This is a genomic window from Martelella alba, assembly GCF_006516955.1.
GTDB classification, from domain to species: domain Bacteria; phylum Pseudomonadota; class Alphaproteobacteria; order Rhizobiales; family Rhizobiaceae; genus Martelella; species Martelella alba.
The window spans coordinates 87,447-110,195 of the sequence record NZ_VHLG01000002.1; the positions used below are offsets into that span (position 1 = coordinate 87,447).

Genomic DNA, 22,749 nt, shown 5'->3' on the forward strand with positions numbered 1-22,749 from the left:
TCCCCTCATCTCAGAGCTTTTCGATGATCTCGACACCGGCAGGCAGATTATCCCGGTCGATGGTCACGATGTAATCGGAGAAACTGCGTGCTGGCGGATAATTGTCGAGACGGTCATCGATGACCTTGAAGTCTCCGCCAATATTGCGACCGATTTGAACCCGTTCGAACAGCGTATGAGCGGGGGCATTGCCGAGCGCATTGTCATGTTTGAACACGATCAGCTTGCGGGTTGCCATTTCACCGCGGGCGGCGGAACGGTCATGCTCGAACATGTTGACCAGCGCTTCGAACAACAGGTCGAGGTCGGATTCCGAAAAGCCGGTGCGCTCGGCAAATTTCGCCGAAATAAAGCCGTGGGCAACGTAGAGACCGTAAGGCACAATGTGCTTGCGGCCCATGGTGCGGTTATCCGTCCGCTCGGGGGAATCGTCACCTTCCAGCTTCTGCCTGGCCTCTGCCGGATTGGTGGCAGCCATACGGGTGATGGAGATTTCCAGCGGCATGATCGGCTCCACCGAGGTGGCAAAGCTCATCTGCACCGGTCCCTTGACCTGGCCGCAATTGATACCGGTCGACATGACGGCGCCGAACGTGCGGACATCAAAGAAATTGGCGCACATGAAGGCCGTCAACTTTTTCGCCTCGGCATCATCCTTCGGGTTCAGCTTTGCCGCCTTTTCCAGCTTGGCATCGTCGGGGTGAAGCGCCTTGTAGGCCTCGCGGTGCTTTTCATTGAGGATCGCACCTTCCTCGACATAGATGTGAAAGCTGTCCTCGGCGTGATGGGCAAGATCGACATAATTTCTGATCTTGCGCTTGAGGCTGACATCGGAAACCAGCCCCTTGTTGGTTTCGGGATCGAGGCGCGGAAGATTGCCGGCATCGGGATCACCGTTCGGATTGCCATTTTTGACTTCAAAGATCACGGCAAAATCATAGCGATTGGCAAGGACGGTCATTCTTCGCTCTCCCCTTGAGTTCCGGCTGTCTCTGCCGCTTTCCTGAAAAATGTGTTGCGCTGGTGGTAATAGCCCAGGCCGAAAAGCGCCTGTTCCTCGGCATTGAGCGAGGCCGGGAACGGATCATTATCCGGCGACATCTGCTCCATGATCGCGGCCACGGTCTTTTCAAGATTGACCTTGTAGCCGGGCTTCTGCTTGCCAATCTTGGACAAGTGGTTGGCGGAGCCGCTTTCCAGCAAGGCAAAGGCCTTGCGCGGTTGCGCCGATGCCGAACCATAAAACTTGTCCTTCACCGTTGCATTGACCCGACTGCCGAGCGCCGCAGTCTGGATCTGCTCATAGACAGCAAAGAGCCGCCCCAGAAGGTAGCCCTTATTGGTATTGTCCGAATCAAGTCCCACCGGAGCCTCCCTGTTGAAATTGCGGATGAGAACGGCTTTCAGCATTGAAACCCGCCTTGCGTTGATATGACCGTCGGCGCGGATGCGCATCAGCACCGATGACAGCAGCGTCAGCGGATAGCGCGTGCCGGAAAGGATGGCGCGCATCCATTCGCCTGCAAGATTGGGCGGCACATTGTCCCGCTTGCCGAGAACAGCCGTTTCCTGAAGATAGCGCCACAGCGGCGGATAGCCCTCCGGCGGTGGCGGATCGATGCGCATATCGGCGAGGAATCGCTGATAGTTTTCCGTCAGCACACCAAATGTATCGGCAAAGAAAAACCGGACCGAAAGCCGTGCGGCATTGGGCGCAAGCCCCAAAACATAAAACCGCACGCCATCGGCCAGCTCAGGCTCGACGGCGGCAAGCGGTGCACCGTCGCGAATGCGTTTCAGGCGAATTTCAATGTCCCGGGTTGCGGCCTTGTCATCGTCCGCCGTACTGCCCTCTCCGCGCTCCGGTTCGATGAACATGGTGAAAAGGCTCTCCGCCTCTTCCGCCCGTTTCAGATCAGCGGCATCGGCCCAGAACACGGTCGAGGCATCGCCGATCTGCACCCGGTGACCGCTGTCGCGTTCGAGATAGCGGTTGAGAACAGTCGTATATTTGAATGCCGCCGTTTCGGAGACCGGAGCGTTTTCACCCTGTTCGTGCCCGTAGGATCTGAAGGCATCGAGATTGAAGGAAACCAGTGCAGCACCAGACGATTGCGCACCCCACACACCCTTGATTGAGGGATGAAGGCGGGCGACGGCCCCTCTTTTCCCGGAAACAAGACAGATCTCGTCAGCCTGACCGGAACCAGCGGACAGATCCGACCAGAGTGCACGCACCGCAGGCCGGTCATGCAGGTAGATATTGGCCAATCGCTCGCTTTCCAGCACGAAGACAATATTCTGGTCGAGCATGTCTTCCGGCCAGCCAAGCGCCAAAAAGCTTTCAACTTTCCAGGTCTTCAAAAAATACAGAACTGCTTTGAGGCCGATATCATCCGTATCGCCAATATCTGTTACGTGACGTTCAACGAAGGCCTCATGCTCTTCTGCCGTACGCCTGCCTTCACCCGCCGTTACGCCAAGCACGTAAGATGTCTTGTCCCACAGAAAATTCGGGGAAATGCCCGCCGTCCGCTTCACGGCCTGCGGCACCAGCATCTGGCGCGGTCGCGCCTTTTTCCCCTCTCCCTCGCGAAGGTCAATGACATAGGCAACGCTGCCATCCTCATTCAGCGAAATGGCAAAGCCGATCTTCTCCGATGAATAGCCGATCGGCGGCGCATCCGGCAGCCGGTCATAGGCCTTAACCAGTGAGGTCAGAATGGTCATCGCAAGATCTCCGCAGAGCCGGGAGACGGAACCTTCACCACGCCGTCTTCAAGCAGCGCGCGGAAGAACAGCGATGGCCGCCCCTTTGCCGCGTGGTCGATGTCATAAAGCATGAAGCCGAGATCGCGCGGTGTGCCAAAGCCAAGACTTGCCGTCTGGTGTTCAGTATCAGCCTGCGGCAGCGGCGTATCCGGCTCGATCAGTTCGAAGGCGGCGGAAAATTCGCGGGTTCCGAGGCAGGGCTGGTTGAAACACTGGCCCTTGCGGGCGCGACGGTTGAAAATATCGAGATGCTTGGCCTCGTTGTCATCCGGCCCGGCCCGTTCCGTCATCTCGAAATGGGCTTCGATGACATAGGCAGGCCTGACCAGAACGGTTGCCGCGCGCTGCTGACGATCCTCATCGACAAGAATGCCAAGCCCGCCGAGATCACCACGCTTCATCGCCGACTTGATCTTGCCAGCGGGCGCCTTGTGGCCAACCTCGTTGCGCCGGATCGACTGGAACCGGATCGGCTCCAGAACATGAATGGCATCGATCACCCAGCGGATTGCCGGTTTCCAGTGCACCGCTTCCAGAATGCCGCGCGCCGCGGATGGCGTCATCACGTCATAGGAAACCCGCTCCACCTTCATTTCAGGCCGCGTGAAACAGCCATAGTCTCCCCAGACTTTCAGTCGGATTCCGTAAGGCAATTCTTTCCCCCATTCCCGATGCTGCGCTCACACCATCATATTCTCCGCAGCCAGATAGTCGGCATTCTCCCACAACAAACCAATTTCGGGGCTGTAAAGCGAGGCCATCTCAAGCACCGCAAACTGGTTGCCGCGCAGCTCCGGCTCAACAAAGCGGACATGTCCATTCGCCAGAAGCAATGCGCGGGCCTTCGGCGGCACCTGCACTACGTAAGATTGCAACAACCTTGCGATTCGGCCAGAGGGAATGTTTTCGATGCGAAGGTCACCGATTGCCTTTTTCGCCTTTTCATCAAACGGAATGACGACCGGCTCCATACCACTTTCGATCATGCAGAACTTTTCCGCCACTGTGCGATAAGCAAAATCTGTGCCACGGCCCGTCACCGAGAAATCGTCACAAATCTTCTTGCTATCCAGCCCTTTCGCCCCCGCCCGCCAATAGACCTCCCTGAAATAATCTTCGATGGCGGAAAGCGACAGCAGATCGTCATGCTGCCCGATGATCCGCCCCATATCGCCGATCAGCCCCTTGATCTCTGTCGGCGGCGCATAATCCGGCGGGGTAAACACGGTCACGATGCTCTTCTCGGGCGGGCGCTTTCCTTCCCGGTTGCAGCGACCGGCCGCCTGAACAATCTGGTCCAGACCGGCTTCGGCGCGCAAGACTGCGGGAAAATCGACATCAACGCCCGCCTCGATCAGACTTGTGGCAATCACCCGGCATGGCTCACCGTTCTCCAGCCGCGCCCGGACATCGGCCAGAATGACCCGGCGATGGGCCGCGCATTGGCGTGTAGTCAGATGAACCAGACCGGAAAGACCCTGCTCTTTCGCCTGCTTGTAGAGTTCCAGCGCATGGCGACGGCTGTTGACGATCACCAGCGCCTGATCCTGTTCGCAGAGCGCTTCAATCAGTGCCTCATTGTCCATCCTGCCCGCATGGCGAATGCGTGCGCGGGCAAGATGTGCGGCCAGGCCGCGCGGATCGGGGGCCAGTTCGCGCGTCTCGTCAAGCCTCAGACCATCGAAACCCTCACGCCGCCCGAGCGCCGGTTGTGTCGCCGTGCACAGGATGATCGTGCAGCCATATTGGTCGGCCAGCGCCTGAAGCATCCGCATGACCGGCAGAAGATATTGACGGGGCAGCGTCTGCGCCTCATCAAGAATGATGATCGAGCCGGCAATATTGTGCAGCTTGCGTGCCTTCGACGTGCGTGCGGCAAACAGGCTTTCGAACAATTGCACATTGGTGGTGACGACAATGGGAGCGGCCCAGTCCTCCATGGCCAGCTTCAGCTTGTCACGCTGCTGAGCAGGCTCGCGACCCTTGCGCGCCTGCTCATCAATGGAGGAATGGTGTTCGAGAATGATCTGCTCACCCTCCCGCTCAAGCACATCGCGAAAAATCGCCGCCGTCTGCTCGATGATCGAGGTGAACGGGATGGCATAGATGATGCGGCGGTGGCCATGGGCTTTGGCATGGTCGAGCGCGAAGCCAAGCGAGGCCAGCGTCTTGCCGCCGCCGGTCGGCACGGTGAGCGTGAACAGGCCGGGCTTTTCGTCAGCCTTGCCGCGCACATGGTCGAGAATCTCCCCCCGCAGCACGTTCAGATCGCCATCACGGGAAAACCCCGCCATATGGGTCTCATAGCGCGCCGAAAGCGTCGGCAACAATCTCCGAAGTTCAGGCCATTGCCGGTCAACTTGCCCACCGTCCAGCCCCGCATAATAGGCCTCGGTATCGCGAAAGTCGGCATCCACCAGGCAGGAAAAGATCATCCTCCCCATCACCGACCATGCAAAAGCATGTTTCTGCCTGTCGTCTCGCGGAAAACGTCCGATGAGTTCGAGCGGCGCCAGATCCTTCGGCAGTTCTCCCAGTTCAGCACGCCAGTCGGGATTGATTTCGGGACAGTTTTCAATGCGCCAGTCGAGACAGGCATTGGTTTCATTCCTGCGATCCGGCAGACCGGCATGGTGACCCAGAATGGCATAGGCGATCACCTCCGCCATGGCTTTGTCACTGTCGGTCATCTCCGCACAGAGAACCTTGCCGCCCGCCGTTGCATGATCAACCGCAAGATTGTCACCCGCTATCCGGCGCTGAAAACGTGTATTGTATTTGCCAAGGTCATGGACCAGCCCGGCAACAAAGGCAGCCCGCTCAAGTCCGAGAGGCGCGCCACGCTCGCCTGCCAGACCGGCCGTAGCCTGCAAGTGATCCAGAAGCAATTGCCAGTCCGTCTTGCCTTGGTCCTTTGACGAATGTGCGAAATAAGCCATGCCCCTCCGATTTGCATGCTCGGCATCACCCTGCATTACGCCTCCAACAGAGGCCGGCATGACAGAAGCCCCCGGCCGCAACCTAGAGATACTTATTCAAGGCGAAAATCGCGCGATTGTCTATAATTTTACGCCCCTCGAAGATTGCCAGCAAATGCCTCATCAAAGGCCACGAGGAATTGCTGACCTTCTCCGACTTGCCTGCCCAACACTGGCAGAGCATCAGGACATCAAACCCTATCGAAAGCGCTTTTGCCACAATGCGTCACTGGACCAAACGCAACAAGAAAACTGCGCAGCAGCGCAGCCGAGGAACAAAGCTCTGCGACATCAAGCACCCCCGAAAATGAATTCGCGGGCATGCCTTGCAGCATTTAGGATCGTGCCGGAATTCGCTGTCTGATCCTGTTTAGCTGCAAAACAGGTTTGGTTTGCCATGCTATTGGCGCCGCTTGCGAGGGCTATCGGGGCGGCGATTTGCTTTTCTACACCAGAACGGCAAGATAACGCACTTCCCGGATTTTCCCCGGATTGAGACGGGAAATCACCGTTTTCTCTGCTTTCACCTACCGGGAAGCAGGGAGCCGAATGTCGGAAAATTCGTTTATTTTCAGGAGGATAACTGGTGCTGCTAGAGAGATTTGAACTCTCGGCCTCTCCCTTACCAAGGGAGTGCTCTACCCCTGAGCTATAGCAGCCCTTCCGTCGCCGGAAGCCGCAGACAACATGTCGTCGCTGCAGGCAAGCGGCCTATTGCCATAGCTGGCGCACAAGTGCAAGACGCTATTTCGAATTCTTTTTGACGCATGCAGCAGTTTTTGTGAATAACCCTGCGGCGACACGGACGGAAACAGAACGGATGACCACCAGCAAAGACAAGGCAGACAAGGCACTTTCGCCGACTGAGCAGCGCAAGGCGCGCGAGGCTGCGAAGCTGAAGGAAAACCTGAAACGCCGCAAGCAGCAGGCGCGCGCGCGCCGTGCAGGCGAGGCCGAATCGGAAGGCGGCATCCCCGCAGCGCGCGATCCGGACATCAAGTGATCAGCGACAGGCGTCCCCATCCAGCTTCCCCTGCGAAAGGCTGGCCTCGTTTTTATGGTTTGCAAAGACTTTATAAACTCTGACGTGGCATTTTGTCCTCCCGGCCATGGGATGGCCACACTGACCTGTTGTGACTTCGCCCACGCTATTGCTTGTCAAGCAGCGTGATCGATCATATCAGGCGGACAACTGGCGCTTAGCGTCGCAAGCATTCTAGAGGCGGGGCGACCCGGGATTACCCAATGGACAAGATCAAAATCATCGGCGGCAACCAGCTTAACGGCATTATTCCGATTTCCGGCGCCAAGAATGCGGCCCTGCCTTTGATGATCGCCTCGCTTCTGACCAGCGATACGCTAACGCTCGAAAATGTGCCGCATCTGGCCGATGTCGAGTTGCTAATGCGCATTCTCGGCAATCACGGGGTCGACATTTCCGTCAATGGCCGCCGCGAACGCCAGGAAGAGGGCTATTCGCGCACCATCCATTTCACCTGCCGCACCATTGTCGACACCACCGCCTCTTATGATCTCGTGCGCAAGATGCGCGCATCCTTCTGGGTCATCGGCCCGCTTCTGGCGCGTGAAGGCGTTGCCCGGGTTTCGCTGCCGGGCGGCTGCGCCATCGGTACGCGTCCCGTCGATCTCTTCATTGATGGCCTGCGCGCGCTCGGCGCCGAGATTGAAATTGAATCCGGCTATGTCGAGGCAAAGGCGCCCAAGGGCGGCCTGATCGGCGCCCGCTATGTCTTCCCCAAGGTTTCCGTTGGCGCGACCCATACGCTAATGATGGCGGCAACGCTGGCCAATGGCACGACCGTTTTGGAAAATGCAGCCCGCGAGCCGGAGGTGGTCGATCTCGCCAATTGCCTGAAGGCCATGGGTGCGAAAATCGAAGGCGCCGGGACCGGCACGATCACGATTGAAGGCGTCAAGGTGCTGTCGGGCGCCCGCCACAGCGTGCTTCCCGATCGTATCGAGACCGGCACCTACGCAATCGCCGTTGCCATGACCGGTGGCGATGTAACGCTGAAAAACACCAGCACGGCGCTGTTGCCGACGGCCATCGAAGCGATTGCCGCATCCGGGGCACAGGTCACAGCGCTTGAGGACGGCATCCGCATCGTCGCCTCGGGCACGGATATCCGCCCCGTCGATATTGTCACGAAACCCTATCCCGATTTCCCGACCGACCTTCAGGCCCAGTTCATGGCGCTGATGACCCGTGCCAATGGCGTTTCCCACATCACCGAAACGATCTTTGAAAACCGCTTCATGCACGTGCAGGAACTGGCGCGCCTGGGCTCCAGGATCGCCCTGTCCGGCCAGACGGCGACGATCACCGGCACGCCCGAACTGCATGGCGCCCCTGTCATGGCGACCGATCTGCGCGCCTCCGTCTCGCTGGTGATCGCCGGGCTTGCCGCCAAGGGCGAAACCACGGTCGGCCGGGTCTACCACCTCGATCGCGGCTTCGAACGGCTGGAAGAAAAGCTGACCCAGTGCGGCGCAATCGTCGAACGCATCAGCGACTGAAGCCGATTTCGGGTGAAAGGCGGGCAAAGGCCGGCTTCAAGTGGTTGCGAAAGCAGCCAATGCGGCTTATCTCGGGAGTGAACCGAACCAACCCGCCGGAGCCCAACCATGTCTGCCGATCTCCTGAAACTGATGGCGCTGGATGAAGAAGACCTCGCCATCCTGTCGGCCTACATGCAGGATGCCGTCTTCCTGACGAAAGACGCACGCTTCTCGCAAGAATCGGGGCTGTTTGAACTGCGCGCCAACCGTTTCGTCTGGGAGAAGAAGCGGTCTTTCTTCCGCAAGCCCGAACGGCGGCGCACCAGTCTCATCTTCAAGCGGGTACAGGCGGTCCGCTCTGTCGGCATCATCCGCGGGGCAACGGATAAAGTGTCCAACCTGCTTGCCATCCAGTTCGAAAAGAATGGCGAGGGGCCGGACGGATCGATTATTCTGTCGCTTTCCGGCGGCGGCGAGATCATGCTCGATGTCGAGGTGATCGAAGTCGCGCTGAGCGATATTTCCGGCAGCTGGGAGGCGCGCGCAACGCCCCGTCACAGGGGCTGAGCGGCCACCGGCAATGGATCATTCAAGGCAAGGGGACTGACGTGGTAAAGTGGCTCGACGCGGCGGATGCCGGTTTCGAAGACGAGTTCAAAACGCTGCTTTCAATGAAGCGCGAAGTATCGAAGGATGTCAGCGACACCGTCGATGCCATCCTGAAGGATGTGCGCGAGAATGGCGATGCAGCGCTTGCGGCCTATTCCGCACGCTTCGACAGCGTTGATTTTGCCGTCACACCGATGGCGATTTCCGCCGACGAAGTCGACGCCGCCATCGCTGCAGTCGACCCGAAGGTGATTGAGGCGCTCACCATCGCCGAGGCCCGCATCCGCAGCCACCATGCCCGCCAGATGCCGAAGGACGATCTCTATGAGGATGAGATCGGCGTTCAGCTCGGCAGCCGCTGGACCGCTGTCGAGGCTGTCGGGCTTTATGTGCCGGGCGGCACGGCCAGCTATCCAAGCTCGGTGCTGATGAACGCCGTACCGGCAAAGGTTGCCGGTGTCGAGCGCATCGTCATGGTCGTTCCGGCGATGAAGGGTGCAGTCAACCCCGCCGTTCTTGCCGCCGCCCGCATTGCCGGTATCAGCGAAATCTATCGCATTGGCGGCGCTCAGGCTGTCGGTGCGCTCGCCTACGGCACCGAAACGATCAGGCCTGTTTCCAAGATTGTCGGGCCCGGCAATGCCTATGTCGCAGCGGCAAAGCGTGCCGTGTTCGGCACGGTGGGTATCGATATGATCGCCGGTCCCTCGGAAGTGCTGATCATTGCCGATGGCGAGAACAATCCAGACTGGATCGCCGCTGACCTTCTGGCCCAGGCCGAGCACGATACCGCCGCCCAGTCGATCCTGATCACCACCGACCGCAGCCTTGGCGAGGCAGTTGCAACTGCCGTTGAACGCCAGCTCAAGACGCTGCCACGCGGCGAGATCGCCGGTGCCAGCTGGCATGATTACGGCGCCATTATCACCGTTACCGATCTTGATGCCGCCATGCCGCTTGCCAACCGCATCGCACCGGAACATCTGGAACTTGCCGTTGATGATCCCGACAGCCTGATCCCCAAGGTGCGCAATGCCGGTGCCATTTTCGCTGGCCACTTCACGCCGGAAGCGATCGGCGATTATGTCGGCGGTTCGAACCACGTTCTGCCGACCGCGCGTTCGGCGCGTTTTTCCTCGGGCCTCTCCGTGCTCGACTTCGTCAAACGCACCTCAATCCTTCGTCTGGGGCCAGATCAGCTCGCAGCGCTTGCGCCACCGGCTATAAAGCTTGCAGAATGCGAAGGTCTCGGCGCCCATGCACGATCGGTCGCCATCAGGCTTAACCGCGGAGAATGAAGCCATGGCAGGCGACTTCAGGCTGAGCGATGTTGTGCTCGATGAGAGCATCGGCCGCGCCTCGCCCGATGTCGAACACGAACGGGCGGTCGCCATTTTTGACCTGCTGGAGGAAAACAGCTTCCATCCGCTCGGCCATGATGGCGGTCCATACAAGCTGACCCTCTCGCTGGCAGAGAACAAGCTGGTCTTCGACATCAGGCTTGAAAACGGCGATCCTGTTGCCACCCATATCCTGTCGCTGACGCCGTTCCGCCGGATCGTGAAGGACTATTTCATGATCTGTGAAAGCTATTACGAAGCGATCAAAACTGCCTCGACCGCGAAGATCGAGGCCATCGACATGGGCCGTCGCGGTGTCCACAATGAAGGCTCGCAAACATTGCAGGACCGATTGAAGGGCAAGATCGAGATCGATTTCAACACGGCAAGGCGGCTTTTCACGCTGGTTTGCGTGCTCTATTGGCGCGGTTGAGCGCCCCCTTGCCGCGCGGCGCGCATTCCACTAAATAGGCGCTAACGTTCACGATCGGCAGCGCAATCGTTTTTTGCCCGCATTTCGCGCATAGCCCTGCAAACTGCGCGTAAAAGCGGCCTGATCGCCATGAAACAAGGTTCACAAATCTGACGGGAACGTGTAGTTTCCGCCGCAAATCGAAGAGGGATCGGCAAAGGCGCCTTGATCCCGGAAAAGAAAGACAAAGACTAGATGGCTAAAGAAGAAGTCCTGGAGTTCCCCGGCGTCGTGGTCGAGCTGCTGCCGAATGCGACCTTCCGGGTGAAGCTGGAAAACGAACATGAAATCATCGCCCATACGGCCGGTCGCATGCGCAAGAACCGTATCCGCGTTCTCGCCGGCGACAAGGTTCTGGTGGAGATGACCCCCTACGACCTGACCAAGGGCCGCATCACCTATCGTTTCAAGTAACTCGGGTGGCGCTCCGCCGCGCCCCTCAATCCCCGCAGGCAGAAAGACAGGTGTATTTGTGGCCGCGCACCGACTGATACTGGCCTCCGCCTCTCCGCGCCGCGTTGACCTGCTCAGACAGGCTGGCATTTCGCCGGACCGGATCATTCCCGCCGATATCGACGAAACGCCGCTTGCCGGTGAAACGCCGCGCGCACTGGCCGGACGGCTGGCCTGTGGCAAGGCAGAAGCCGTCCGTGCGATGATCGATCCGGCCGGCGAGGAAGCGGGCACGCTGGTTCTTTCTGCCGATACCGTGGTTGCCGTCGGCCGGCGGATATTGCCGAAGGCCGAAACAGAGGCAGAAGCGCGCCATTGCCTGTCCCTGCTTTCCGGCCGCACGCACCGCGTCTATACCGGGCTTGCGGTCGCGGTGATCGGCGGCGAGCCCCCCTCGCTCAGGATCGTCGAAAGCCGTGTGAGCTTCAAGCCTCTTTCACCGCATGAATATGATGCCTATATCAGGAGCGGAGACTGGAAGGGCAAGGCGGGCGCCTACGCCATTCAGGGCTTGGCGGCGACCTTCGTGACCCGTATCCTCGGCTCCTATTCCGCCGTGGTCGGTCTGCCGCTTTACGAGACTGCAAACCTGCTTGCCGGTCGCGGCTTCGATTGCACAGCGGGATGGATGGAAGATAATTCATGACCCAGAAAGCCTCGATTGAACCCCTTCGCAAACCGCGTCCCTGCCCTGAATGCGGCCGCCCCTCTGTACGTGAGAGCTACCCCTTCTGCTCCGAGCGCTGCCGCGATCTCGACCTGTCTCGCTGGCTCAAGGGCTCCTACGCCATCCCTGTTGCCGAAGACGAATCAAAAGCCGGCGGCTTTGACGATGAATAGGGCGACATCGGCCAATAATTGATCGATATTCGATCAAAATTGGGATCTTTTCTGCAAATATCGGACCACCTTCGCGCGATCAGCAGCACGATGCCCTGAGCCTGCGCGGTCAATTTCGAACAACCGCGCTGTCAATCGCCCGCCCCGAAAGCACAGGGCCCGCCGTAGAGACTAATATAGTCCGATTATATAGCCGACGGAAAATGACCAAACCTATTTTTGACAGATTTCACGTCAAAGATGATGTGGCCAATTGATTAAATCTTGCTTAGGTTGCCACCATATAATCAGCCTGAAGTCAGATATCGACTGGTATCGCTCCATCAAATCGTTCCGCTATCCTGTGATGACCTGATGACAAACAACCGCACCACCGTGGAACAGGATCCTGGCCAGCTTAGCCCAACGTGCCCTGAAACAAGGTCCGAGGCACGCAAATGGCGCCACATCAGGCACAGCCATCGAAGCGGCGCGAAAGCCGCCGATCCGGCGATTTCCACCGAAGATCCCGAAGCCCTGGTGGCGCAGTTGAGGACGGCGTCATTCTGGCGCAGGAAGGCCCTGCTTGCCAACACCATAATGGCGACCCCATCTGCGGGTAGATCATCACTGCTGAAAGCGATCGCGGAGGACGATTTGGTTCAGCAGAACGCCGGCCTGCGCGATACCGTATTATTCGCCGCGCTCGAACATGCCGAAGGGAACGATCTGACCCGGATCATGGCCCTGCTCTCCCCGGATCAGAGGCTGGCGGCGCTGGCTGGCCGCCCCCTGTCTCCAAACGCCCCCTGCGCCACAGAGAGTGCCCTTTCCGCGCCCCCTCGAAAATGGCAGAGCTGCTGGCGGTTACTGCGCCTCCCGGTCTTTTTTCTGGGTCTGGCTCTTGTTGGCTGCGGTTTGACTTATCTGCGGGCTCACTGAGTTCAACCAAAGCCCTCATTCACGCATAACGTGACGAGATGAGCGTCCGACCTGCCGAAATCAGCCGGTAAACTTCGCTTAGTTGCTTTCGGCGCATGACTGGCCTGACCACCACACGCCACCCCGAACAGAGCAAATGCCGGAACTGCTAACTGTCCGCGGCATATTGCTGCCAGGCACCGCCCGGTGCCATGGCGGCGGCGAGGGCTGCAAGATTGCGCCGCGCCTGATCGGCCGAAACGCCGGTGGTTGCAATCCGCTCGGCCTCGGAGCGATCGCCCTTCAGCGCAACGACGATTGCCAGATCGCTTCGCACCTCCGGCTGGGCGTCGGGCCGGGAAACAGCCTGGCGCAGATAATCTTCTGCCGTATCGAGATCATGCGTCAGCACGTAGGACGTGGCCATATCGGTTAGAACCACCGGGTTGCCGGGGGACAGTTCAAGCGCCTGACGATAACGCATCCGCGCATCAAGCGGCTGGCCGAGCTGATCCAGCACGAGGCCTTCCTGATTGAAACCACGCCATTCACCCGAATCAAGCCTGATGGCGTTGCGTGCACTGCGCAATGCATCGGGATAGTGGCCCAAGGCGGCCTGGGCTTGCGATAGATAGACCTGCGCAGCAACCGATCGCGGATTGCGCTTTACCACATCCTGCATAACGGTTTCGGCCTGTTGATACTGCCCGGTCGCCTTAAGATATTCGGCATAGGCAATACCACTGGCCAGATTGCCCGGCGACACCTGATAATTCTTGACCAGACGCGGACTGATCTGCGCCAGTTGTGAAGGCGACATCATGGCAATTTCATCGACCGGGCCAGCCACCGGGGACGAAACCCGATACCCGCGGGAGCTTGCGCAGCCGGAAACAGCCGTTAGCAGGCATCCCAAGGCACAGGCCGCAATTCCAAAGTTACGTCTGATGACAGCCAATCTATTTTCTCCCCAAAGCGTGTTTTTCTCGTGATAAGCATAGAATCACATCCAGTCGACCTTGCCGCACTGTCGCAGGATCATGCCAGACGGAAAAGACGCATGGATGCCAATAACCTGAGTTGACGGACAAATTTTGATGCAACCAGAACGGTGCACGGATTTCGAAAAAAACATGTCGACCCCATCCTCACCTGCCGCAGGCCTAGGTTCTGCGGACAATAATCGGATCCCGGAGTGCTCAATTCATGGAACTTGACCGGCGCCTGCATGCCTTTCGTAACGACCTTGCCGACAGCAGATTGTCGGGGTTGATCAGGGCTCAACGCTTCGTATCGCCGGAAAAGGCACAGGTGATCGTGCCTGTCGCGCCATTGCGTCCCGAACCCAGAGCCAATGCCGGGATCGATACACAGCTTCTGCTTGGCGAAACGGTGGATGTCTTTGAGCAGAATGAAGGCTGGGCCTGGGTGCAGGCCCGCTTCGATTCCTATGTCGGCTATCTGCCCGCGACCATGCTTTCGCTGCGCGAGCCGGCCGTGACGCATATTGTCAGCGCCCCGCGCAGCTTCCTCTACCCGGAAGCCGATCTGCGCACCGGCCCGGTCAGCGCACTGTCGATGGGCTGCCGCCTCGTCTTCACCGGAGAGACGGAAACACGCGGCGCCCGCTATCTGACCTGTTCGGATGGCACTGCCGTCTTTGCCGATCATTGCCATCCGGTCGATACCGTGATCGAGCCTGACCCGGTAAAAACCGCAATCCGGCTGATTGAAACGCCTTATCTTTGGGGCGGACGCTCAGGCCTTGGCATCGACTGTTCCGGCCTGGTACAGCTGTCGATGATGCTGGCCGGCTACACGGTGCCGCGCGACAGCGACATGCAGGAACTGATGGATGGCGAGCCATTGACCCGCAAGGCACTGAAACGCGGCGACCTCGTCTTCTGGAAGGGCCATGTCGGCATGATGGAAGATGAAAAAATCATGATTCACGCCAATGGCGCCACCATGCGCGTCAATCGCGAGCCGCTTGACGAAGCAGTCACCCGCATCGCCCGCCATTACGGCCGGCCGACCAGCTGGCTGCGCCCGGCCGCTTTTGTCTGATCCGGCTTAAGCGGCCCGGACCGCGCGTTCGGGACAATTCAAATGAAAATGCGCCGCGCATCATATCTGCTGCGCGGCGCATGGCCTTTTAGAAGGTAGCGGTCGGCTTTACTTGCGCGCCTTCAGCGACACAACAGCCCCGTTTTCTTCCGCCCCCTTGGGCTCCTCATAGGCAACGCCTTCCTGGTAGGCTCGGCCATAATAGCTGTCCAGCAGGACCTGACGGATTTCCGAGATCAGCGGGTAGCGCGGATTGCTGCCCGTGCACTGATCGTCAAAAGCCTGATCCGAGACATGATCGACCTTGTCGAGGAAATCGGCTTCCGGCACACCAGCAGCCTGGATCGAAGCCGGAATATCGATGTCCTTCTTCAATTCCTCAACCCAGTTGATCAGGTTCTCGACCGACTGTTCATCCGTCTTGCCGCCGAGACCCAGATGGCGGGCAACCTCGGCATAGCGGCACAGCGCCTTCGGACGGTCATACTGGCTGAAGGCCGTCTGCTTCGTCGGGTTATCGACCGCATTGTAGCGAATGACATTGGCAATCAGCAGGCCATTGGCCAGACCGTGAGCGAGGTGGAATTCCGCGCCGATCTTGTGGGCCATCGAGTGCGAGACGCCGAGGAAGGCATTGGCAAAGGCGATACCGGCAAGGGTTGCGCCATTGTGAACCTGTTCACGGGCCTTGGGATCACTGGCACCATTCTTGTAGGCCGAAGGCAGATATTCCTTCAGAAGCTTCAGCGCCTGCAATGCCTGGCCATCCGAATATTCATTGGCCATGACCGAGACATAAGCTTCCAAAGCGTGCGTCACGGCATCGATACCGCCGAAAGCGGTCAGCGACTTCGGCATATGCATGACGAGATCGGCATCGATGATCGCCATGTTCGGCGTCAGCTCGTAATCAGCGATCGGATACTTCACGCCGGTCTGTTCATCAGTAACAACGGCAAATGGCGTCACTTCCGAACCGGTGCCCGAGGTGGTCGGGATGGCAACGAACTTGGCCTTCACGCCGAGCTTGGGGAACTTGTAGATGCGCTTGCGAATATCCATGAAGCGCAGTGCCAGATCGGCAAACTCGACTTCGGGATGTTCATACATCACCCACATGATCTTGGCGGCATCCATCGGCGAACCGCCACCCTGGGCAAGGATGATGTCCGGCTCGAACGAGCGGGCCAGTTCCCAGCCCTTGCGGACCACAGCCAGCGTCGGATCGGCCTGAACGTCGAAGAAGGTTTCGACTTCAATACCGAGGCCCTTCAGGACCGTGACGGTTTCGTTGATATAGCCGTTTTCGAACAGGAAGCGGTCGGTAACGATCAGGCAACGCTTCTTGCCCTTGAGCTCTTCCAGTGCGAAGGGAAGCGCACCACGGCGGAAGTAGATTTCCGGCGGAAGCTTGTGCCACAGCATGTTTTCAGCCCTCTTGGCGACCGTTTTCTTGTTGATCAGGTGCTGCGGGCCGACATTTTCCGAGATCGAGTTGCCGCCCCACGAACCGCAGCCAAGCGTCAGCGACGGCGCCAGGCGGAAGTTGTAGAGGTCGCCGATACCGCCCTGCGAGGCGGGCGAGTTGATCAGCACACGGGCGGTCTTCATCTTTTCGCCGAAGGTGCTGACACGGCCCTGCTGCAGATCCTGATCGGTGTAGAGCACCGAGGTGTGACCGATACCGCCAAGGGCGACCAGATCGGCTGCCGTCTGGCAGGCCTTTTCGAAATTCTTGGCGCGGTACATGGCAAGCGTCGGCGAAAGCTTTTCATGGGCGAAGACTTCCTCGTCGCTCACATCTTCCACTTCGGCGATCAGCACCTTGGTGCGCGGCGGAACGTCGATGCCGGCCATCTTGGCGATCTTGGCGGCCGACTGGCCGACGATATCGGCATTGAGCGCGCCGTTCTTCTTCATGATGATGTCGCGTACGGCACCGGCTTCATTGCCCGACAGGATGTAGCCGCCATGGCTGATGAAGCGCTCACGCACGGCATCATAGACCTTGTCGACGACGACAACCGACTGTTCCGAGGCGCAAATCACGCCATTGTCGAAGGTCTTCGACATCAGGATCGAGGCGACGGCGCGCTTGATATCGGCGAATTCGTCGATCACGGCCGGCGTGTTGCCAGCACCGACGCCGATCGCCGGCTTGCCCGACGAATAGGCAGCCTTGACCATGCCGGGACCGCCGGTGGCCAGGATCAGGTTGATGTCGGGGTGATGCATCAGGGCGTTTGACAGCTCAACGGTCGGCTCATCGATCCAGCTGATGATGTCCTTCGGCGCACCGGCCTTCACCGCGGCTTCAAGCACGACGCGGGCGGCCTGGCAGGTCGAGTGACGGGCACGCGGATGCGGCGAGAAGATCACGCCATTGCGGGTCTTCAGCGAAATCAGCGCCTTGAAGATCGCCGTCGAGGTCGGGTTGGTGGTCGGCACGATCGCGCAGATCAGCCCGACGGGTTCTGCAAGGGTGAGAATGCCATATTCGGGCTCTTCCGAGAGCACGCCGCAGGTCTTCTCATCCTTGTACTTGTTGTAAATATATTCCGAGGCAAAGTGGTTCTTGACAACCTTGTCCTCCATCACACCCATTCCCGTTTCCTCGACCGCCATGCGGGCGAGCGGAATGCGGGCGTCTGCGGCCGCAAGGGCCGCGCAGCGGAAGATGTAATCAACCTGTTCCTGGGTGTAATTGGCATACTTCTGTTGCGCCGCCTTGGTCCGGGCAACAAGCTGGTCAAGTTCGGTCGTGCTGATGGCCGGCATGGGTTCTCTCCTGCGCTTCAACGCCATTACGACAATGGCTTCTAGATCTTGTGGCGGATAGCTGAAGCCGGTCTTGGGAATCCGACCTCATCACGTTCAAATCTTCACTTCCGATACAGGGTCTTTTTGGCACCTATGCGACAGGCACCCTGCCCGTTCTACCCGGACCGATGAAGACCTTCCGTCTCACCGGACGCAGATATAAATCGTTTTAAACCACGCTCTTTTGATCGGGATCAACCGGCCGGCGCTTTTCTTTCCGTTCCCGGAATTTTCTTTTGTCAATTTCATGAAATGCGGTTTTCAACATCACAAAACGCCCCCGAGACCGCATGCGACAAGGTTAACGCAAAGAAAATAGACTACAAGCCCCAAGTCAGACAAATCCAAACAAGCCCGGCTGAACTGTCAGCCGGGCCTGGTAATCCTGCTTTCGAATTATCTCAGCTCCGGAAGCGCTTCAACCGCAGCGCGTTGGTCAGGACGAAGACGCTGGAAAGCCCCATGGCGGCGGCGGCCAGCATTGGCGACAGCAGCGTGCCGTTGACCGGATAGAGAATGCCAGCGGCAACCGGAATGAGCACGACATTATAGGCGAAGGCCCAGAACAGGTTTTGCGCGATATTGCGCATCACTGCCCGCGACAGGCGGACGGCAGAAACGACACCGCCGAGATCGCCCGCCATCAGCACCACATCCGCCGTTTCAATGGCAATGTCCGTTCCGGTACCGACGGCAATGCCGATATCGGCCGAGGCCAGTGCCGGGGCATCATTGATGCCGTCCCCGGCAAAGGCAACGGGGCCGAATTGGGTCCGCAACGCCTCCAGCGCCTTGACCTTGCCGTCCGGCATGACGTCGGCAATAACCGTGTCGATGCCGACGTCTGCCGCGATCGCACGCACCGTCTTTTCATTGTCGCCGGAAATCATCGCCGTTTTCAGCCCTGCATGATGCAGGGCGGCAATGGCGTCGCGGGCTGAAGGCTTGACCGGGTCGGCAACGCCGATCACACCCTCAAGCCTTCCTTCAACCGCGACGTAGATCAGCGAGCGGGCCTGTTTCGAAAGCTTTTCAGCCCCGGCATCCAGCGCGGCCGTATCGATAGCGAGCGAGCCCATCAAACGCCTGGCGCCGATTGCAACCTTGCTGCCATCAATGGTCGCCGTCAGCCCCTGCCCCGGCAGGGCTTCAAACGCGCTGGCGGCCGGAACTGCAAGCCCCTTCTGCCTGGCAGCTGCGATAATCGCTTCAGCAAGCGGGTGCTCCGACCCGGCTTCAGCCGCGGCGGCGAACCTCAGCAGCGCATCATGGTCACCGCCTTCGCGCAGCAGAATATCGGTCACCTCGGGGCGGCCCTCGGTCAGTGTCCCGGTCTTGTCGAAGGCGACCAGCGCGGTATCACGCAATTGCTGGAGCGCTGCGCCATTGCGGAACAGCACGCCGATCTCTGCGGCCCGGCCGGTTCCGACCATGATCGAGGTTGGCGTTGCAAGCCCCATGGCACAGGGACAGGCGATGATCAGAACGGCCACCGCATTGATCACGGCAAAGGTGAGTGCTGGCGACGGACCGACAAATAGCCAAATCAGGAAGGTGATGAAGGCGGCCGTCAGCACCGCGGGCACGAAGACGGCGGTCACCCGGTCAACCATGGCCTGGATCGGCAGCTTTGCCCCTTGCGCCGTTTCAACCATCTTGACGATCCGCGCCAGAACCGTGTCGGAACCGACAGCGGTGGCGCGGAATGTAAAACTGCCGGTCTTGTTAATCGTGCCGCCGGTCACGGCATCGCCGTCCTTCTTTTCGACGGGGACCGGCTCGCCGGAAATCATCGCCTCGTCAACATAGGATGAACCCGAGGCCACGACACCATCAACGGCGATCCGCTCGCCGGGACGAACGATGACGACATCACCCTTCTTCAGTTCACCGATCGGCAGATCGACCTCGCCTTCGCCCCGTCTGACACGCGCGGTTTTCGGCTGCAGACCCATCAGATGGCGGATTGCCGCCGAGGTGCGCCCCTTGGCCTTGGCCTCCATGAACCTGCCAGCCAGGATCAGCGTCACGATGACGGCGGAGGATTCGAAATAGACCTGGGCCGAGCCTTCAGGAAAGATCTGCGGCGCAAAGGTCGCCACCGTGGAATAGAGCCAGGCCGCACTGGAGCCCAGCATCACCAGCGCGTTCATGTCCGGCGACAGCCTGCGGAAGGAGGCGATGCCATGGACGTAGAAACGCCGGCCGGGGCCGAACTGAACGATGGTTGCCAGCACGAAATAGAAGAGATGCAGCGGAAAGGTCCCGACCGAGGTCATCAGCTGATGGCCGAGGCCGGGAACGAGATGCGACCCCATTTCCAGAACGAAAAGCGGCAGGGTGAAGATGGCAGCAATGCCAAGATCACGCTTTAGCGCCTTGCGCTCGGCCTCGCGGGCCTCATCCTGTGCGGCGGCAGCATCTTGAACATTGCCGATCCGATGCGGCTCGAAGCCGGCTTTTTCAATCGCGGCCTCGATATCATCGAGTGCCACCGTGGCAACGGCTGAGACCTGTGCCCGCTCGGTCGCCAGATTGACATTGGCGGCCATCACGCCCGGCACTTTCATCAGCGCCCGTTCGGTGCTTTTGACACAGGATGCGCAATGCATGCCGGAAACGCCGATCTCGAATTCGCGACGCGGCACGCCGTAGCCGGCCTTTTCGATCGCGGCAACGACGCGTTCACGCGCCGAAGGATCTGAAAGCGCGACATCGGCGGCCTCGGTCGCCAGATTGACGGAAACCGTTTCCACGCCCTCGACCTTGCCGACCACACGTTCCACGCTCCGGACACAGGACGCGCAGGTCATGCCGGATACGGGAAGGTGAAGTGTAAGCCTGCTGCGGCTGGCAGGCTTTTGAACTGCCTGTTCCATGAAAACGCTCCTTGGCTGGTTCTCTGCGGGCGGCGCGGACGGCTCAGCCGACCACGTCGTAGCCCGAATCTTCCACCGCCTCGACCGCCTGATCACGACTGGCGGGGCTTGCAAGCTCAAAGCTTGCCGACTTGCCTTCCAGGTTGACGCTGACGCCGGAAATGCCGTCGATGGCGCTGAGCGCCTTCTCGACCTTCTCAACGCACTTGCTGCAGCCCATGCCATCGATGGACAAAGTCATTTTCTCAGTCATATTTGATACTCCCGTCTTGAGATGATCTGAAGATGGGGCTTCCAGTGACTGGAAGGTCAAGAGGCTTTCTCGATTTTTCGCGCAGCAAGGCCAATTGCCACTTGCCCTGAGGCAACCGCGCTGTCTTTGCTGCAGACCGGACCAGCCTGCAGGAGGAATGACATGGACCTCAATCTCTGGATCGCCTTTGCCGCCTCGACGACCCTCCCGTCTGGGGTGAACGGATGAACAAGGTTCTGATCTATGCAGTGCTCGGCGACAGACTTCTGGTCTTCGACGAACCCGATTTTCCGTTCGTGCCCATGCAGGTGCCCGGTGGGACGCTGGAGCCCGGCGAAGATGCACTGACGGGTGCCCAACGCGAATTCTACGAGGAAACGGGGCTCAGCGGGGCGGCGGTGTGGCAAAGTCACGGATCCTATCTGTCCGTTCACTGGGACAGAGACGGTCAAAAGCACCACCACCGCCGTCATGTCTTCTCCGTCACGCTTGGCAGCCCGCAGCAGCACGAATGGATCCACTTCGAAAACCATGCTTTCGACGGAAGTCCGCCGATCCGCTTTCGCCTGTTCTTCCTGCCGTGGAAGGAAGCCCGGGCACAGATTGGTCTTGCCATGGATGCCCCGCTTTTCTGGCCGTCACTGCAATCGGTTTTCGCCTAAAGCAGAACACATGAAAGCCGTTGCCTTGCGCACCCAAGGACAACAAGATTGACGTCCGGCAGTTCCAGCGCTAAATAGCGCTTTCCTGTGGTGATTTGGCCGGCCGGCTTGCAGCCACGTTAAACAAGTCGCTAAAGGGCCGCCGGGTGTCATATTTCTTTGCCCCTTGCGACCGGCCAGCGATCTGCCTGCGGCCGGTTTTTGTTTGGGATGGTGAAGACGATGCCTATCAAGATTCCCGATGCGCTGCCCGCCTATGAGACGCTTGTTGCCGAAGGTGTGCGGGTCAAGACGGAAACCGTTGCCGCGCGGCAGGATATCCGCCCGCTGCAGATCGCGCTTCTCAATCTCATGCCGAACAAGATAAAGACCGAGCTGCAGATCGCCCGGCTGCTCGGCGCTTCGCCGCTGCAGGTAGAACTGACGCTGGTGCGCATCGGCGGCCACCAGGCCAAGAACACACCGATCGAGCATCTGCTGAACTTCTACAACACCTGGGAAGAGATCAGCGACCGCAAGTTCGATGGCTTCATCATCACCGGTGCCCCGGTGGAAACTCTCGATTTTGAAGAGGTCACCTATTGGGATGAACTGAAGCAGATCCTCGACTGGACCACCACCAACGTCCATTCGACGATGAATATCTGCTGGGGCGCGATGGCCGCCATCTATCATTTCCATGGTGTGCCGAAACATCTTCTCGACAAGAAGGCCTTCGGCGTCTTCCGCCACCGCAACCTGAAGCCAGCCTCGATCTATCTCAACGGCTTCTCCGATGATTTCCAGATCCCGGTCTCCCGCTGGACCGAAGTGCGCCGCACCGACATCGAAAAAGCCGGCAGTATCGAGATCCTGATGGAATCTGATGAGGTCGGCGTGTGTCTTGCCCATGAGGAATTCGCCAATCGTCTCTACATGTTCAACCATGTGGAATATGACTCCTCATCGCTGGCGGATGAGTATTTCCGCGACGTCGCCGCCGAGGTGCCGATCGACCTGCCGTTCAATTATTTCCCCGGTAATGATGACACACGTGCACCGCTCAACCGCTGGCGCTCGCACGCACATTTGCTGTTTGGCAACTGGATCAACGAGATCTACCAGACCACCCCCTATCTGCTCGAAGAAATCGGTCAGGAACGTCAGGCCCCGCTTGCGGGCTGAAGGCTTCCGGCGCACAATCC

At 59.2% G+C, this 22,749-nt stretch carries 20 protein-coding genes, 1 tRNA gene, 1 pseudogene and 1 riboswitch; of the genes and pseudogenes, 13 read left to right on the top strand and 9 right to left on the bottom strand.

Translation table 11 applies throughout. The features are described 5' to 3' along the window. Positions 1-10: 10 nt before the first annotated feature. Genes cas7c through cas3 form a run of 4 tightly spaced genes read right to left on the bottom strand, consistent with a single transcriptional unit; the run spans position 11 to position 5,711 of the window. Entirely contained in the window at positions 11-961 is a 951-nt protein-coding gene (gene cas7c, locus FJU08_RS03945; protein ID WP_141147685.1) for a type I-C CRISPR-associated protein Cas7/Csd2, read from the bottom strand. Next, complete coding sequence (gene cas8c, locus FJU08_RS03950) at positions 958-2,730, bottom strand: type I-C CRISPR-associated protein Cas8c/Csd1 (protein WP_141147686.1); 1,773 nt, start codon at positions 2,728-2,730, stop codon at positions 958-960. Before cas8c ends, cas7c begins: the two co-directional genes overlap by 4 nt. Beyond that, positions 2,727-3,425, bottom strand: coding sequence for a type I-C CRISPR-associated protein Cas5c (gene cas5c, locus FJU08_RS03955; protein ID WP_141147687.1), 699 nt, complete (start codon positions 3,423-3,425; stop codon positions 2,727-2,729). The genes cas8c and cas5c overlap by 4 nt, the downstream gene beginning before the upstream one ends. Before the next feature lie 27 nt (positions 3,426-3,452). Then, on the bottom strand, positions 3,453-5,711 hold the full coding sequence (cas3, locus tag FJU08_RS03960) for a CRISPR-associated helicase Cas3' (RefSeq protein ID WP_141147688.1): 2,259 nt from the start codon (positions 5,709-5,711) through the stop codon (positions 3,453-3,455). Between the two features lie 146 nt (positions 5,712-5,857). Between cas3 and FJU08_RS03965 the strand changes: the two are divergent. Beyond that, positions 5,858-5,998, top strand: a pseudogene (locus FJU08_RS03965) (transposase); the annotation flags it as partial. A gap of 336 nt (positions 5,999-6,334) precedes the next feature. Here FJU08_RS03965 and FJU08_RS03970 read toward each other — a convergent pair. Then, positions 6,335-6,409, bottom strand: a tRNA-Thr gene (locus FJU08_RS03970). A gap of 161 nt (positions 6,410-6,570) precedes the next feature. Between FJU08_RS03970 and FJU08_RS03975 the strand changes: the two genes are divergently transcribed. The 9 genes from FJU08_RS03975 to FJU08_RS04015 all read left to right on the top strand — a co-directional run bounded on the left by FJU08_RS03975 (position 6,571) and on the right by FJU08_RS04015 (position 12,905). Further along, on the top strand, positions 6,571-6,753 hold the full coding sequence (locus tag FJU08_RS03975) for a hypothetical protein (protein WP_141147689.1): 183 nt from the start codon (positions 6,571-6,573) through the stop codon (positions 6,751-6,753). Positions 6,754-6,995: 242 nt separating this feature from the next. Then, positions 6,996-8,288: a UDP-N-acetylglucosamine 1-carboxyvinyltransferase gene (gene murA, locus FJU08_RS03980; protein WP_141147690.1), complete on the top strand. Its 1,293-nt coding sequence runs from the start codon at positions 6,996-6,998 to the stop codon at positions 8,286-8,288. A gap of 108 nt (positions 8,289-8,396) precedes the next feature. After that, positions 8,397-8,837 carry a DUF2948 family protein gene (locus FJU08_RS03985; protein ID WP_141147691.1) on the top strand — a complete coding sequence of 147 codons (441 nt, stop codon included), beginning with the start codon at positions 8,397-8,399 and terminating at the stop codon, positions 8,835-8,837. Between the two features lie 104 nt (positions 8,838-8,941). After that, the gene (gene hisD / locus FJU08_RS03990; protein ID WP_407943683.1) at positions 8,942-10,177 is read left to right on the top strand and encodes a histidinol dehydrogenase; all 1,236 of its coding nucleotides are present in this window, start codon (positions 8,942-8,944) and stop codon (positions 10,175-10,177) included. A gap of 4 nt (positions 10,178-10,181) precedes the next feature. Further along, entirely contained in the window at positions 10,182-10,652 is a 471-nt protein-coding gene (locus tag FJU08_RS03995) for a UPF0262 family protein (protein WP_141147693.1), read from the top strand. Between the two features lie 234 nt (positions 10,653-10,886). Continuing rightward, positions 10,887-11,105 carry a translation initiation factor IF-1 gene (gene infA, locus FJU08_RS04000; protein WP_018067566.1) on the top strand — a complete coding sequence of 73 codons (219 nt, stop codon included), beginning with the start codon at positions 10,887-10,889 and terminating at the stop codon, positions 11,103-11,105. Between the two features lie 58 nt (positions 11,106-11,163). Further along, positions 11,164-11,790 carry a Maf family nucleotide pyrophosphatase gene (locus tag FJU08_RS04005; RefSeq protein WP_141147694.1) on the top strand — a complete coding sequence of 209 codons (627 nt, stop codon included), beginning with the start codon at positions 11,164-11,166 and terminating at the stop codon, positions 11,788-11,790. Beyond that, positions 11,787-11,984, top strand: a complete 198-nt coding sequence (gene yacG / locus FJU08_RS04010; protein WP_141147695.1) for a DNA gyrase inhibitor YacG — start codon at positions 11,787-11,789, stop codon at positions 11,982-11,984. Before FJU08_RS04005 ends, yacG begins: the two co-directional genes overlap by 4 nt. Before the next feature lie 354 nt (positions 11,985-12,338). Further along, on the top strand, positions 12,339-12,905 hold the full coding sequence (locus FJU08_RS04015) for a hypothetical protein (RefSeq protein ID WP_141147696.1): 567 nt from the start codon (positions 12,339-12,341) through the stop codon (positions 12,903-12,905). Positions 12,906-13,053: 148 nt separating this feature from the next. Here FJU08_RS04015 and FJU08_RS04020 read toward each other — a convergent pair whose 3' ends face one another. Beyond that, a complete protein-coding gene (locus tag FJU08_RS04020; protein WP_141147697.1) occupies positions 13,054-13,707 on the bottom strand; it encodes a tetratricopeptide repeat protein in 654 nt (217 codons plus the stop codon). Positions 13,708-14,090: 383 nt separating this feature from the next. Between FJU08_RS04020 and FJU08_RS04025 the strand changes: the two genes are divergently transcribed. Then, on the top strand, positions 14,091-14,951 hold the full coding sequence (locus FJU08_RS04025) for a C40 family peptidase (protein WP_141147698.1): 861 nt from the start codon (positions 14,091-14,093) through the stop codon (positions 14,949-14,951). A 108-nt stretch (positions 14,952-15,059) separates the two neighbouring features. Here the strand turns inward: FJU08_RS04025 and adhE are convergent, their stop codons facing one another. The 3 genes from adhE to FJU08_RS04040 form a co-directional block, all read right to left on the bottom strand. Continuing rightward, positions 15,060-17,729 (bottom strand): bifunctional acetaldehyde-CoA/alcohol dehydrogenase, encoded by a 2,670-nt coding sequence (gene adhE / locus FJU08_RS04030; protein ID WP_141147699.1) that lies wholly within the window; start codon positions 17,727-17,729, stop codon positions 15,060-15,062. A 443-nt stretch (positions 17,730-18,172) separates the two neighbouring features. Beyond that, entirely contained in the window at positions 18,173-20,650 is a 2,478-nt protein-coding gene (locus FJU08_RS04035) for a heavy metal translocating P-type ATPase (protein ID WP_141147700.1), read from the bottom strand. A 43-nt stretch (positions 20,651-20,693) separates the two neighbouring features. Next, entirely contained in the window at positions 20,694-20,903 is a 210-nt protein-coding gene (locus tag FJU08_RS04040) for a heavy-metal-associated domain-containing protein (RefSeq protein ID WP_141147701.1), read from the bottom strand. 224 nt (positions 20,904-21,127) lie between these two features. Between FJU08_RS04040 and FJU08_RS04045 the strand changes: the two genes are divergently transcribed. Further along, positions 21,128-21,565 carry an NUDIX domain-containing protein gene (locus tag FJU08_RS04045; RefSeq protein WP_141147702.1) on the top strand — a complete coding sequence of 146 codons (438 nt, stop codon included), beginning with the start codon at positions 21,128-21,130 and terminating at the stop codon, positions 21,563-21,565. A 77-nt stretch (positions 21,566-21,642) separates the two neighbouring features. Next, positions 21,643-21,720: riboswitch (SAM riboswitch) on the top strand. A gap of 67 nt (positions 21,721-21,787) precedes the next feature. After that, complete coding sequence (gene metA, locus FJU08_RS04050; RefSeq protein ID WP_141147703.1) at positions 21,788-22,729, top strand: homoserine O-acetyltransferase MetA; 942 nt, start codon at positions 21,788-21,790, stop codon at positions 22,727-22,729. The last annotated feature ends 20 nt before the right edge of the window (positions 22,730-22,749 follow it).